We start from the raw sequence: 13,181 nt of genomic DNA on the forward strand, positions 1-13,181 counted from the left end.
CCACGCATGCGCCTGAAACCCTTACGCCTGCCCGATTCCGGCCCCCTGCTCGCCGCCGGCTACCTGATGCTGTGGCTGCTGCTGTGGCTGACGGTACAACCGTACTGGATGCTGCCCTATGGCCTGCGTTTCGGTGCCCTGCTGCTCACCCCGGTCCGCTACTGGGGCTGGCTGCTGGGGGCCGAACTGGCCGCCACCGCCGGCATCAGCCTGGCCCATGGCCTGCCGCTGGGCTGGGTCGGCTTTGCCATCGACGAACTGCCGGAGCCGCTGGTGATGGCCGCCGGCCTGTGGCTGCTGCGGCGCTTCAACCTGCACCCCAGCCTGCACAGTCCGCAGGAGGTGACCCGCCTGCTGCTGTCGGTGGTGCTGGTGGTGACCGCGACCACCGCCGTCGATGCGGCCTTGCTGGCGCTGGTCCACACGCCGGGCTCGCCGGAACTGATCATCCGCGTACTCGGCGAGGAACTGCTCAGCCACTACCTGGGCATCCTGCTGATCGTGCCGTTGATGATCATGCTGCTGCGTACCCGGATCGAGCAACGCGCGCTGGCCAGCCTGTTCATGGACGGGCTGCTGGTGATGCTGCCTTCCATGACGATCCTGCTGGTACTGTCCGAACAGGCCGCCCCCCAGCCGCAATTCGCCCGCGTGCTGTCGCTGGCGCCGGTGCTGTTCTTCGCGTTTCGTCACGGCTGGCGCGGCGCCAGCCTGGCCATGCTCATCACCAGCCTTGGCATGACCCTGGTTGACCAGCACCTGGGGCATGCCCCTTCGAACGCCGCGACCTACCTGTTCCTGGCCGTGGCCGGGACCGGCGCGCTGATGCTGGGCTCGGCCACCGATGCATTGCGGCGAAGCAGCGAGCGGGTCGCCGAACAGAACGTCTACCTGGGTGCAGTCAACCGCCGGCTGGACCAGTTGGCCCGTCAACTGCGCGACGCGGCCCGCGGCAACCTGCAGGCGGACGAGAACCAGCGCCGGCATCTGGCCGCCGAGCTGCACGACGAACTGGGCCAGAACATCACCGCGATCCAGACCCACGTGAAACTGGCCCAGACGCGCCTGTACCAGGCCGGCATGGAGGACATCAGCACCTCGATCAATGCCATTCTGGCGCATATGCGGCGCGCCTTGCACCGCCTGCTGGATGACCTGCGCCCAGCCGTACTGGACGAATTCGGGTTGCTGCGCGCCCTCGATGAAGGTCCGATCCGCGACCTGCTGAACGCCGCCGGGATGACTTATCACACCGAACTGCACGGCGATCCGCGCCTGCTGGACGACGATACCCGCACCGCGATCTACCGGCTGGTGCAGGAAAGCGCGACCAATGCCGTCAAGCATGCCAAGGCCAGCGAATTCCGGCTGCGCCTGCGCATCGGCGAGCGCCAGGGCATCGCGGTGGCTCTGCTCGACCTGCGCGATGACGGTGCCGGCCTGCCCAGCCGCTTGCCCCGGGGCGGTCGCGGCCTGCAGGGCATGCGCGATCGGGTCACCTCGCTGGGTGGACAGTTTCGCCTGCGTCCCGCACCGGCCGGCGTTCACCTGCGAATTTTGCTGCGAAGCAACAGCAATTCTGCCGAAAACAGCCGGCAAAACTAGGAATTTTTCCGATACCCGAAACGTGAAGGCCTCGTTAGGATCGTTCCATCGATGTGGGGGAGCCACCATCGCAAGATGGTGGATCAGAGTCACCGTGGGGACGGGGGCTCTGAAACAACGGCAGGATGCCGTTTCGCCGCTACCTGGCGAGAGTCAAAAGGCGACAGCGAGCCATTCGCGTCGCCAACCGACAGGTAGGGGAGCAGCCGCGGGTGGACAGGAGTCCTCCCCGCGGCTTTTTTATGCCCGGCTGCCTGCCCGCCTTCCGCTCCGGCTTGGTCGATTTCTCAGCCTTTGTGCGCGCGCTGCTTCGGCCGCACGTACAGCACCAGACTATGGTCTTCGATCACGTAACCGTGCTTGGCGGCTATCTCGTGCTGCAGCCGTTCGATCTCCTCGCTGACGAACTCGATCACTTTCCCGCTGTCCACATCGATCATGTGGTCGTGATGCTTGCCGCGATCGAGTTCGTAGACAGCCTGGCCGCCTTCGAAATTGTGCTTGACGATGATGCCTGCCGCCTCGAACTGGGTCAGCACGCGGTACACCGTGGCCAGGCCGATGTCCTCCTGGTGCGCAAGCAATTTCTTGTAGACATCTTCGGCGGTGAGATGCTGGGTACCCTCCTCGTCGAAGATTTGCAGGATGCGCATCCGCGGGTGGGTCACCTTGAGGCCAACCCTGCGCAGCTCTTTGGTTTCCTGTTCCATCACTCACCCCCGCACACGGCGTTTCCAAGCCGGTAGTGTATCATCCGACACCTTCACGATCCGGACGCAACACGCATGCAAAAGCTGATCACCCTGCTGGTTTTCGCCATGCTGGCGCTCTCCGTCGCCGGCTGCCACATCGTCTACAAACCCGACGTGCAGCAAGGCAGCCTGCTCGACAAGAAAACCGTGGATCAGCTCAAGCCCGGCATGACCAAGCGCCAGGTGCTGGTACTGATGGGTACGCCCTCGGTGAGCACGCCGTTCGACCAGAGCCGCTGGGATTACGTATCGACCCTGTCGCACCGTGGCGGCGCGATGAAAGTGCGCACGTTCACCCTGACCTTCAACAACGACACGCTGGTGCGCACCGAGGGCGACTTCTTCGCGCAGGACGCCCAGCAGTTGATCAAGGACAGCAAGAAATACAACGCCGGCTACCCGGTCAACGAGACCCAGGGCGACAAGAGCACGTCGCCGGACGACAGGAAGAACGACGGCGGCTTCGGCCAGGGCGGCAACCAGGGCAGCAACGACGGTCATTGACCCCGTCGGCTCGCCCCTCCGCGGGCACGCCGGCGGCGGGCCTCCATCGGATCGAGCGTCAGCGGCCGGTAGATCTCGATCCGGTCGCCTTCCTGCACGAGCCGGTCCGGTGCCACCTTCTGCGCGAAGATGCCAAGGCGGGCCGGGTCGATCGCATCGCCCGGAAGCATGACAACAATGCCCGAGGCTGCGATCGCCTGCATCACCGTGCTGCCATCGGCCAGCGCGACCCGGCGCCGGACCGGTTGCCCCGACCCGGCGTAAACCACCTCGACGTGGATCGTGCGTTCAACCATAGACCCGCTCGGCCTCGCGGCAAAAATCGTCCACCATGCGCCCGGCCAGTCCCTGGAAACCCAGCTTCAGTGCACCGCCACCGAGCCGGCCGGCGTAGTCGAAATCCAGTGCGAACGCGACCTTGCAGCCGGCATCGCCCAGCGCGATGAAATCCCACACGCCTTCGAGGCTGCGGAACGGGCCATCGACCAGATCCATCCGCAGGCGTCGCGGCGGGTCGACCGTATTGCGCGTGGTGAAGCTCTGGTGGAACCCGGCAAACTTGAGATCCAGCCGTGCCACCAGCACATCGCCGTTGCGCTCGAGGATCTCGGCACCGGCACACCAGGAGAAGCGCTTTGGGTATGCTTCAACCTCATTGACCAGGTCGAACATCTGCGCCGGCGAATACTTCACCAGTGCACTGCGACGAATTTCGATCACGGCAACCTCTTGGGCTTGTGCATTCATCCATGAATGCGAAGATCAACTGAGCGTCCTTCCCAGGACGCACTCTCAACAAAAGCGTCGCTCCGATGGGGCAACGGGCAATGCGGCCGCCCAGAGGCCCGAAGTTTAACGGACATGGCCAAGAGCAAGGACAAGGACAACAAGGGCGGCGGCACCATCGCGCTCAACAAGCGCGCACGCTTCGAGTACCACATCGACCAGCGCTTCGAGGCCGGCGTCGCCTTGCAGGGTTGGGAGCTGAAGGCCCTGCGCGCGGGCCGGATCAACTTCGGCGACAGCTACGCGGTCGTGTTGAAGAACGAGATCTTCCTGGTCGGCGCCTCGATTCCGCCACTGATCAGCGCCTCCACTCACGTCATCGCCGAGGATCGACGCACCCGCAAGCTGCTGCTGCATCGCAAGGAGATCGATCAGCTGATCGGTGCAGTCGAGCGCAAGGGCTACACCCTGGTGCCCACCGCGATGTACTGGAAAGGCAACAAGGTGAAGGTCGAGATCGGCCTTGCCCGCGGCAAGCAGGAACACGACAAGCGTGACACCGAAAAACAGCGCGACTGGCAGATCGAGAAACAGCGCACCATGCGTTCGCACAACCGCTCGGCGTGAAACCGGCGCCTGAAGCACAAGAAAAACCCCCGGCAAGCCGGGGGTTTGATGTTGGTGGGGTGGCGTCTATTTAATTAGGCGTCGCAAGCCTTGCGATGCAACGATTTCAAAATTAAACGATTCTTAGTTACCCCCAAAGTTACCCCCACAAGCTACCGGATGCCTTAATCCGCAGTGTTCGCGCGCGTGCGCGAGGCGTTGGGAAACTTGGGCCATCGTGCACGCATGCCGCTCAATCCTTGCCCCTGCTTCCGCCGTGCAGTGGGCACTATCTAATTACAATAGACCTGATTACCAATGGTCTGGCAGGTAGTCCCGTCTGATCCATAAGCGGTGTTGCCGACCTGCTGAATAGTGGTGCCGTCGCTATTGTAAGTCGTGTTTCCAACCTGTTGAGACGTGGCGCCATTGGAATAGTAAGTGCTGTTTCCGACCTGCTGCGCCGTGTTTCCATTGCTGTAGTAGCTGGTATTGCCGACTTGCTGAATGGTGGTGCCGTCAGAACCGTAGGTGGTGGTCCCGACTTGTTGATAGGTCTGCCCCGGCGCACCAAAAACTTGGGGGGCTTGCTGAGAATTGGCTATGGGGCAAATGGCCAGCCCGACGATAAAGATGGCTCCATGTATGAGCTTCATAACATTCCCCTATTTGTTGGTTTATAACGCGCCGATGCAGCGGGCCAAGATCTTCCCCAACCCGAAACCCTAAACTTCCTAGCTCCCAAGAGGGGCTGATTACCGCGCCAGCAATGTCAGTGACCGTTGGCCGGTGCCGCATACGGATCTTTTGTTCCAGCCTTGCCGGTGTAGGGGTTCACGTTCGGCTTGCTAGACCAGTTGTCGGTCTTGGTCGCGTTCGGCGCCGTGCGATAGCTGGGCGCGACGTACGTGCCATTCTTGGTTACATGGCCGCTGACGTGCACGGGAGTGGAGCTGGGCGCAGAGTATCCAGAGGACTTGGCGTGGCTACCAGCGAAGGATGGCGCGCACATAGCTACGGCCAATACTGCAACAACGATTATTCCTTTAGTTTTCATCAGGTGTTCTCCATGGTGAGTGTGTGGCTATAGCCAGTGTCATCGTCGGTAAGTTCGATTTCTACTTCGCCGCCACTGGTGTTGATTGCATCAATGGTCGCCTCGTGATCGTTAGCATCAGCATCGTTGTGGTAGGTGATGCTTTGACCCACGCGGACTAAATTGCCACTTTCAATGGTTACGGAGTTTCCGTTCTCGTCTGTGCCGTCCCAAGCGAAAACCGGGCCGGCAATAAAAAGAGCCAGCACAGCAGCCGCCAAAGCGAGTCGTTTCATATTTCCCCCTTCGCAGCCGCATGCCTCATGGCCACCGCATGATCTTGCGCTGATTTGTTCACGTCGTCCAATAGTTGTTCCTGTCCGCGCAGCGCCTTTGCGAGTTCGCGCAACATGGGTCGCATGCCGCCCTTCCATCCGTTACGGCCGGCGACGGCCTTGCCCTCGACCGTGCGCGGGCCGGTGGATCGCTCCCATGGTTTCCATTGGCTGATTGCCGCCGCTTGCCGTTGCCGCCGTTCGGGTGTCCAGCCGTTGCCCATAGGATTCACTCAACTTTTTCCAATTGATAACTCATGCACTGCGCGGCACCACCCCGAATGGGCTGCGCGTACTATCGTAGTTATGCCAGAAGTTACTGCGGACCAAGGAGGCAGCTATGTTAAAGAATGTGGCGATGCTAGCGCTCATGATGATTCCGCTAGCGGCACACGGGCAGGATCGGCTCTTGAGCCCCCACGACGCAGACGGGCTGGTGGACTCATGTAAGGAAATGGTCAACTCCAACTACAGCCAATCTGTCTATCCGACCCACGCGACGACCGCCGTTAGCGTTGGAATGCTTGCGGCCTACTGCGACGGCTACCTTTCGGGGCTCATGAGCGGCTCGTCGATGGTGAAACCGCGAGGCGGTAAGCCGCTCTTTTGTCTACCGTCTGGCCTGACCACTGAACAAGCCGCGAAGGTTCTGATAAAGGCCTTGGACGATTACCCCACGCTAGCTAATACGCCCTCTTTTCCGTTCGTCTTGGTCGTATTCGAGCGCTCGTGGCCTTGCCACTGATCGCGCAAACAGTACTCTGAGATTCCAATAGTTCGTCTGGCTTGTTTTCGATTTGCTCCGCGCGCGCGATGGCTGCGGAATCGTTGTTTACTTGCTGGTGCCCGTGCGCAATGTTGGCCTGTTTGGCGAACACCACCGGCGGCTGCTTGATCGCCGCCAACGTTTCCAGCGTGGCGCGGCATTGGCTTTGCGCCTTCAGGGCCAGCTTCAGATAGGTTTCTGCCGCGCCGATGTACTCGCCCATATTCACTGCTCCGCGTCGCGCCAGCTCGGCAAACATCGTGTTCAACGCGGCGGCCTGCCCGCACAGCATCGCCTCGACGCGGGACAGGTCGCCCGCCTTGATCGTGCCCGCATGCTCCTTCAACGATCCCAACAAGTCGCTTAGCGGCAACGTGCCAAAAAGTGCTTTGGAAAAGTCGGCAATGACCAGCGCAGCGGGCACGTTGGCGGCCGTTGCCAGCCCGGCTATCTGCGCCTCGCGTGTCTTATCCGGCTCCGCTGCGATGGTCAGGCTATGCGGCTTCGATGCCGTCGCTGCCGGCTTAGGCTTGGTCATGGGGATTCCTTGTCGAGTGATTGCCGCAGATATGCCGCGCCATCGGCCAGTGCATGCCCTTGCCAGCGCCGCAGGTGCCCATGCCGGCCGCTGGATTGATCGTGTCCGGGGTGAAGTGTCGGCAGCCCTCACAAGCCACGGACGGGCGCGGAAGGTTGCCGCCAGCCTTGCGCACGAAACACCACGGGCAGCCCAGCGCACGGGGCCAGCCGTCGACCACGGGCAGCACCTCCGCAACGTCCGGATGTATCCAGACCGGGCCGCAACCTTTGCACCACATTCGCGCCGTGTCACCAGCCGGCACACGTCCGGCGTGGCGGTCGTCGGTGTCACTCTGCATCAACTCAAGTGCGGCAAGCTGGCATGCGTCTAACGGTTTCAGTGCACCAGTTGCACCACGCGCACCGCCTGCACCAAGCGCACCAGAAACGGCACTTGCACCCACACCAAGCGCAGCTTCTTTTGGTGCGCGGCCATTTCCCTGCAAAGCGTTGTCTGCCAAGACTTTGAGCGATGTTTTAGGGCTTTGGTGCATTGGTGCATTCCCTAGCGATGCACCAGCGCACCAAGCACCTTTTGGGTCAGTCGTCATGACTATCCCCCTTCTTCGGCGTGGGCTTTGTTTTCCGCTTTGGCTTCGGGGTGTAGCGGCCCGCGTCTTTTGCCTTATTCAGTGCGCGCACTACGGTCGAATGATTCACACCCAGCTCGCCGCCTATCTCACGCATGCTCAGACCCAGCCCGGCCAGCTCGATCATCTGTTCCTCGCTGGCATCGGATACCGCGCGCGTCGCCCATGTCTGGTTCCCGTCCGGCAGCGTGGTAAGCGCGGCCTCGAAAGGAGATACATCTTGCCCATACAGTGCGCGTGCTTTCTCAAAGTGAACCTCGAACCGTGCGCCTTGGTCGGGTTCGTAATCAGCGGGCTTGCGTAACGCAATGACGGTGTCCAAAACGTCTTCGCGCTTAGACGTGCCGCGTTGCTGGCCTCCCTTGCCGGCGTGGTGAACGAAAACCACGCTAAGACCTTGCGAGCGCATTTGTAACGCCCACTCCTGCACCGGCTGCCAGCTCTCCCCCTCGTTCTCTTTGCCGCCACGTACAAGACAGCTCAAGTTGTCCACGATAATCACGCGGGCATTACCTAGCGCCGCGTTGACGGCTTCCCGACCTTCCGGCCGATACAGGTTCGGCATCACGCCATCCTCTTGCAGGTCGGGTGTGACAAACCGCAGGTATCCGTCCGCTGCCTCGCGTTCATTGCTGGCGATAACCGTGGCAACACGGGCTTTCAGATCCGCGCCCGGCATCTCGCCATCCAGATACAGCACAGGCGTTTGCGCAGTCGCCTGCCAGCCCAGGAACTCGCCACCCGATGCGAGCGCGTAAGCCACGCCTAGCGCCATGTGCGTTTTACCGATGCCGCGCGGTGCGTAGATCATCGCGAGCGATTGCGTAGTAAGCCAAGGTTTCAACAGCTTGTCGCGCGGCGGAAAACTTGCGGACAGCAACCCGGCAGCGTCAACCGCCACCACCTTACGCGGCGGCCTTTCCTCTTGGTGCGTTGGTGCATTCTTAGGATTTGCACCAATGCACCAAGCCGAGTTCGCCACACTCTCGACCATGTCTAGGTCACGGTCGGCACGTTCGTCCAGACTGCGAACGCTGGCGGGCAGTCGTTCGGCGGCGGTCGTCATACCAGCACCTCCCGCGCGGTGTCGATACGATCAATAGCGAGTGCCAGCCGATCAGCATCGGTATCGTTCAACACGAGGCCGGCGGCAAGGTCATGCGCGGCGATGCTGATAACTTTGGCCTCCCGACTTACAACGCCAAGCGCCGCACTCCATGCCGTTTGCTTGAACGCCTGTAGTGCCGCGCGTCGACCTTCGGGAGTTGTGTCGCGGATGCGTTCGGGGAATAAGTCACCGACCTGCAAGCCCACCGCCGCCAGCACATCATGAACTTGGCAACCTGCGAAGCAATGCAGCAGCAGGGTGCCGTTGTCGCCATCGGTGATCGCCAGCGAGGCCGACTTGCCATCGTGGGCCGGACAGCGTGATCGCCAGCCCCTGCGAGTTTTGATGAGGCCTTCCAGACGCGGCAACAGCAGGGCGGAAGGTGATGCGGTGATGGTGGTAACGGGCATGTTCATTTGAATGCCCCCAGCACGATCAGCAGGAACAACACCCCAAAGAGAACCGCGAGGGCACATTCCCCGCATGCGTCCAGATGTTCCGCGAGGCGATGCAATCGACGCCAAACAGTGCGCGGGATCATGCCGCGCCCCGCTCTATCAGTTCACGTATTTGCTCCACCCGCCATGCAGTAATGCGGGTGCCCAGCTTGACCGGCTGCGGATAGCGCCCAGCTTTGACGCCTGCCCACCATGTCGATTTACAGACCGGATAGATGGCGGGAATAGCTGGCGAGTTGTCTGTGGCGGGCTTGCCGACAATCTGCGACAAGCGCAGATAACCGGTTTCGGGGAGTGTTGAGCTGGTGTGCATGGTGCTGTCCTTCGCTGGCCGTTAGTGGCTCGATGGACAGAAAGGTATGCACCAAAACATCGTCAAAATAGGCGCAGTCCACCGCGCCAACTAGGCGCGGATAACCCTGCGAATGTGCCCGGAATCGTTGCTCCTGTTAGTTTCCAAGGGGCGCGGACAACTCTACGCCCTCGGCCCAGTAGGTAGCCCATCAGCGCGCAGAATTTGCGCCATGATTTCCGCAACGCGTGATGAAACGCCTTCTCCCTTTAACCAATCAGTCACCGTGGCATTTGTATTCGCCGAGCTGGGCTGTGTTGGGTCGTAGCGCACCCAAAAGCGCGTTGCAGCACTTTCTAGCTTTCGCAGCAATTCAGTTTCATGCGAGCCCCATGGCCATCTGTCGCGTGTTACCGCACCAGTGGCGCTCAATTGCGCCTCTAGCTCTGCTACCCGCTCGGTCAAAACATGCAAATCGGCAATGCGCTTGCCCATCGCACGAACCTGCTCGATTAATTCAGCCGGTACGGAATCGAACGTGTTTAATGACCATGAAAGGAACGCCTCCGGCTTGATTGGATCGCTCAACTCATATGCGGCTGCCGCGCGGCTAGTGAGCTGACGGCGCCGTGCATATTCCCTTCTGAATGGTGAATCTCGCAGTGACACACGGATGTGGCTATCGCCGTCACCGTTGACAGCACTCCAATTCACCACGTTCGGACTTTTTCCAAGCGATAACGCAATAGCCTCCTCCAACGTCCAGAGGGCCATCTTGCCCCAGTAGCTAAGGTCTGCAACTGCATGAGGCTGATTGAAAAACAAGCTCCGTTCTTCTTCGACGGCCTTAGCCTTCATAGCCTCAATATCTTCTTGCCGTGCTTTTTCTATTTCGTCTTGGAGCTGCGCCAGTGTCATGGCCTCGTACTCAGCGCGCGCGACCGCGATCTCGTGGCTTCGTTCTTGAGCTGCGACGGATCGCGGGTTTTGAAGCGTTGGAACCGGCGGTGGTGCGAGAGTACCGAACCTCCGCCGTAATAGATCTTCGATTGATTTGTTGCTACCGGTGCCGGTCGGCCTCGTGAGGATAGGTGCCATTCTGCGCGTCCTTCTGCGCCCTTCAGTAGGTGCCGCGCCAGCCGGGGAAGGTGCCCGGCGTTCGGGGATCAGCCTAGGCGCGGCGGTGAAAAGATCAGGCCGATATCATTCGGCGCCCATAGCCACACAAGTGAACTCGATATCTGCGCGCGGAAAGTTGCCAAGAATCGGCATGCCGCTGGACTGAGATGTATTGGTCATCTGAGCTTGCTTGCCTTGCTGAGCGCAGAACGTGTTGGCATCGCCCATCGCTTTTGCCCTAAGTCCGGCGATGCCAGCAAAACCCGTCTTGCCCTGTCTCGACACCATGTAGGTGGATGGTCCCGTCTTGACCACGCCGGGATTTGACACACAGCCGGCGACGCCTACTGCTACCAACAACATTCCTGCAAACCGCTTCATGTTCTTCCCCTGTTTTGAGTGGTTGTACCTTGCGTGCCTGTTGTGCGGGGGTCAACCCACCTTACGCTGCATCGGCACGACGTTGCCGCCTACCTTCAACGTGTCCAGATAGTCCGCCCACGCGGCCATCATCTTGCGGCGCTCTGCAAGGTGCGCGGTGCGGTTGTACGCGCGGCCGTTGGGGTCTTTCACCGCGTGCGCCAGCTGGTGCTCGATGTAGTCAGGCCGGAAGTGCAACACCTCATCCAGCACCGTGCGGGCCATCGCCCGGAAGCCGTGGCCGCTCATTTCATTGGTGGCGTAGCCCATGCGGCGCAGTGCCGACAACACCGCGTTGTTGCTCATCGGTCGCTGCGGACTACGCGCACTGGGGAACACATAGCGCCCTCGCCCGGTCAGGGGGTGCAGTTCGCGCAGGATCGCCACGGCTTGCGGTGACAGTGGCACCAGATGCGGCTCGCGCATTTTCATTTTCTCGGCGGGGATATTCCATTGCGCCCCGTCCAGATCAAACTCGGCCCACTCGGCTTGACGCAGCTCACCCGGTCGCACGAATACCATCGGGGCCAGCCTCAAGGCGCACTTGGTCACCAGTGAACCGTTATAGGCATCCATCGCGCGCAGCAGTCCGCCGATGGCGTTCGGTTCGATGATGGCGGCAAGGTGCGATTGCTTGACCGGCGGCAATGCTCCGCGCAGATCAGCAGCGGGGTTGCGTTCGGCGCGGCCGGTGGCGATGGCATAGCGCAACACCTGTCCGCAGTTTTGCAATACGCGATGCGCGGACTCGACAGCGCCACGGTCAACAATGCGGTTGACGGTCGCCAGTAGCTCCTTTGCCGTGACGTCGGCAATCGGGCTCTTGCCTAGCCACGGGAACACGTCATTCTCAAGCCGCAGCATGATCCGGCTGGCATGCAGTTCCACCCATGTTGCTGATTGCTTCGCGTGCCACTCGCGCGCCACCACTTCAAAACTGTTTGCCGCGCGTTCGTCGCCAGCAGCTTTCGTGGCCTTGCGCTGCTCGCTCGGATCGACGCCAGCGGCGAGCAGCTTTCGAGCCGCGTCGCGTTTTTCGCGGGCATCCTTCAGGCCGGTGTCGGGGTAAGTCCCCAGTGACAGCAGCTTTTCCTTACCCCCAGCGCGGTACTTCAAACGCCACCAGCGCGAACCGTTCGGATTCAGCAGCAGATACAGGCCGCCGCCGTCCGCGAGCTTCTGCGGCTTGTCTGCGGGCTTGGCATTGCGGATGGCGGTGTCTGACAGCGGCATGGGGGTAACACCTTTCGGGGGTAAGCCTGTTACCCCTGAAGTTACCCCCTGTTACCCCCGGATGGCAATGGATGAGACTGGACTGCATCAGGCACAAAAAAGGCCGGAACCTTTGCTGTTGCTAGGGTTACCGGCCTTCGTTGGACTGCGTTGGAGCTTGTAATGGTGGAGGTGGCGGGAGTCGAACCCGCGTCCGAAGGCGTTAAATGCCCGGATCTACATGCTTAGCTCGCCGTTCGATCTCGTTCCGCGACAAGTACGGTGGGCAAAACGCACCGCGGAACCAGCCTGATTGATTTAGCCTAGAACCGCCAGGCGGCAGCGTTCGGCGATCTCATGATAATGACCCTACACCGACGAGCATGAGCACAAGTGGGTTCGGGGCTTACGCCTTAAGCGGCGAGAGCGTAGTTGTCGTCGTTGGCAACTATGAGTTTGCTGCTGGATTAACGAGGAAAGCTGCCCCCTCGGCATGCACCAAGTCATCTCACTACCCCCGTCGAAGCCAGGACACCCCCGGGGAAAACGATCTGACCTCGCCAGTATATGGGGCACGGATCGCGACAACAATGCCATGCGATGAACACGCGCCTAGCGGATTCGCGCTGCGCAAACATTGACCAACGTCAGGTCGAGTGTTGTTAGGCCGTTAACGCAACGTCTATACTTGGCGACTTACATGCCCTTAGTACCCGTCGCACTCGTGGGAATGATCTCGATGACTCGATTGCAATTGCTTGGCCTGGCCGTGACCGCAACCCTCTTCGCCGCCACCAGCGCACATGCTGAAGGCGACAAGGCTGCCGGCCGCAAACTGATCTACACCTGCGCTGGCTGCCATGGCGTGCCCGGCTATACCAACGCCTACCCGCAGTATCCAGTGCCGAAGATCGCCGGCCAGAACGAGCAGTACATCATCAATGCCCTGCAGGGTTACCAAACCGGTGGTCGCAAGCACCCGACCATGGATGCGCAGGCGCAGAGCCTGTCCGCCACGGATATCCAGAACATTGCCGCCTATCTTTCCAGCCTCGCCAAGTAAGTTGCCAAGG

General features: G+C 61.0%; 19 protein-coding genes and 1 other RNA gene. 4 read left to right on the forward strand and 16 right to left on the reverse strand.

What is annotated here, in order from left to right:
- Positions 1-6: 6 nt before the first annotated feature.
- Positions 7-1,605, forward strand: coding sequence for an MASE1 domain-containing protein (locus tag IMW82_RS03450; protein ID WP_108472854.1), 1,599 nt, complete (start codon positions 7-9; stop codon positions 1,603-1,605).
- Between the two features lie 287 nt (positions 1,606-1,892).
- On the opposite strand, the gene fur is transcribed toward IMW82_RS03450, so the two are convergent.
- A complete protein-coding gene (fur, locus tag IMW82_RS03455; protein WP_108472855.1) occupies positions 1,893-2,315 on the reverse strand; it encodes a ferric iron uptake transcriptional regulator in 423 nt (140 codons plus the stop codon).
- 75 nt (positions 2,316-2,390) lie between these two features.
- Here fur and bamE point away from each other — a divergent pair, with 75 nt between their 5' ends.
- On the forward strand, positions 2,391-2,861 hold the full coding sequence (bamE, locus tag IMW82_RS03460) for an outer membrane protein assembly factor BamE (protein ID WP_211003854.1): 471 nt from the start codon (positions 2,391-2,393) through the stop codon (positions 2,859-2,861).
- Here the strand turns inward: bamE and IMW82_RS03465 are convergent.
- Both IMW82_RS03465 and IMW82_RS03470 read right to left on the reverse strand, forming a co-directional pair.
- Complete coding sequence (locus IMW82_RS03465) at positions 2,855-3,157, reverse strand: RnfH family protein (protein ID WP_211003855.1); 303 nt, start codon at positions 3,155-3,157, stop codon at positions 2,855-2,857. The genes bamE and IMW82_RS03465 overlap by 7 nt on opposite strands.
- Positions 3,150-3,581 carry a type II toxin-antitoxin system RatA family toxin gene (locus IMW82_RS03470; RefSeq protein WP_108472899.1) on the reverse strand — a complete coding sequence of 144 codons (432 nt, stop codon included), beginning with the start codon at positions 3,579-3,581 and terminating at the stop codon, positions 3,150-3,152. The genes IMW82_RS03465 and IMW82_RS03470 overlap by 8 nt, the downstream gene beginning before the upstream one ends.
- A 141-nt stretch (positions 3,582-3,722) precedes the next feature.
- Here IMW82_RS03470 and smpB point away from each other — a divergent pair, with 141 nt between their 5' ends.
- On the forward strand, positions 3,723-4,214 hold the full coding sequence (gene smpB / locus IMW82_RS03475; protein ID WP_211003856.1) for an SsrA-binding protein SmpB: 492 nt from the start codon (positions 3,723-3,725) through the stop codon (positions 4,212-4,214).
- 272 nt (positions 4,215-4,486) lie between these two features.
- Here the strand turns inward: smpB and IMW82_RS03480 are convergent, their stop codons facing one another.
- From IMW82_RS03480 to ssrA, 13 genes are all read right to left on the reverse strand, one after another.
- Complete coding sequence (locus IMW82_RS03480) at positions 4,487-4,849, reverse strand: hypothetical protein (RefSeq protein ID WP_211003857.1); 363 nt, start codon at positions 4,847-4,849, stop codon at positions 4,487-4,489.
- A 116-nt stretch (positions 4,850-4,965) separates the two neighbouring features.
- On the reverse strand, positions 4,966-5,250 hold the full coding sequence (locus IMW82_RS03485; protein ID WP_211003858.1) for a hypothetical protein: 285 nt from the start codon (positions 5,248-5,250) through the stop codon (positions 4,966-4,968).
- Positions 5,250-5,525 (reverse strand): DUF5334 family protein, encoded by a 276-nt coding sequence (locus IMW82_RS03490; RefSeq protein WP_211003859.1) that lies wholly within the window; start codon positions 5,523-5,525, stop codon positions 5,250-5,252. The genes IMW82_RS03485 and IMW82_RS03490 overlap by 1 nt, the downstream gene beginning before the upstream one ends.
- A complete protein-coding gene (locus tag IMW82_RS03495) occupies positions 5,522-5,788 on the reverse strand; it encodes a hypothetical protein (protein ID WP_211003860.1) in 267 nt (88 codons plus the stop codon). The genes IMW82_RS03490 and IMW82_RS03495 overlap by 4 nt, the downstream gene beginning before the upstream one ends.
- Positions 5,789-6,247: 459 nt before the next feature.
- Positions 6,248-6,868, reverse strand: coding sequence for a hypothetical protein (locus IMW82_RS03500; protein WP_211003861.1), 621 nt, complete (start codon positions 6,866-6,868; stop codon positions 6,248-6,250).
- The gene (locus IMW82_RS03505) at positions 6,855-7,403 is read right to left on the reverse strand and encodes a hypothetical protein (protein WP_211003862.1); all 549 of its coding nucleotides are present in this window, start codon (positions 7,401-7,403) and stop codon (positions 6,855-6,857) included. The genes IMW82_RS03500 and IMW82_RS03505 overlap by 14 nt, the downstream gene beginning before the upstream one ends.
- A 46-nt stretch (positions 7,404-7,449) precedes the next feature.
- The gene (locus tag IMW82_RS03510) at positions 7,450-8,565 is read right to left on the reverse strand and encodes an AAA family ATPase (RefSeq protein WP_211003863.1); all 1,116 of its coding nucleotides are present in this window, start codon (positions 8,563-8,565) and stop codon (positions 7,450-7,452) included.
- The gene (locus tag IMW82_RS03515) at positions 8,562-9,023 is read right to left on the reverse strand and encodes a hypothetical protein (protein WP_211003864.1); all 462 of its coding nucleotides are present in this window, start codon (positions 9,021-9,023) and stop codon (positions 8,562-8,564) included. Before IMW82_RS03515 ends, IMW82_RS03510 begins: the two co-directional genes overlap by 4 nt.
- A 121-nt stretch (positions 9,024-9,144) precedes the next feature.
- On the reverse strand, positions 9,145-9,378 hold the full coding sequence (locus tag IMW82_RS03520; protein WP_211003865.1) for an AlpA family phage regulatory protein: 234 nt from the start codon (positions 9,376-9,378) through the stop codon (positions 9,145-9,147).
- 162 nt (positions 9,379-9,540) lie between these two features.
- Positions 9,541-10,275 (reverse strand): hypothetical protein, encoded by a 735-nt coding sequence (locus IMW82_RS03525; RefSeq protein ID WP_211003866.1) that lies wholly within the window; start codon positions 10,273-10,275, stop codon positions 9,541-9,543.
- A gap of 285 nt (positions 10,276-10,560) precedes the next feature.
- Entirely contained in the window at positions 10,561-10,857 is a 297-nt protein-coding gene (locus IMW82_RS03530) for a hypothetical protein (protein ID WP_211003867.1), read from the reverse strand.
- 51 nt (positions 10,858-10,908) lie between these two features.
- Positions 10,909-12,129 (reverse strand): integrase arm-type DNA-binding domain-containing protein, encoded by a 1,221-nt coding sequence (locus tag IMW82_RS03535; RefSeq protein WP_211003868.1) that lies wholly within the window; start codon positions 12,127-12,129, stop codon positions 10,909-10,911.
- 163 nt (positions 12,130-12,292) lie between these two features.
- Positions 12,293-12,647: a transfer-messenger RNA gene (gene ssrA / locus IMW82_RS03540) on the reverse strand.
- Positions 12,648-12,847: 200 nt separating this feature from the next.
- Here ssrA and IMW82_RS03545 point away from each other — a divergent pair.
- Positions 12,848-13,171, forward strand: a complete 324-nt coding sequence (locus tag IMW82_RS03545; protein WP_108472900.1) for a cytochrome c — start codon at positions 12,848-12,850, stop codon at positions 13,169-13,171.
- Positions 13,172-13,181 lie beyond the last annotated feature (10 nt).

Origin of the sequence: Rhodanobacter sp. B2A1Ga4, from assembly GCF_018101315.1 — a bacterium.
Classification (GTDB): domain Bacteria; phylum Pseudomonadota; class Gammaproteobacteria; order Xanthomonadales; family Rhodanobacteraceae; genus Rhodanobacter; species Rhodanobacter thiooxydans_A.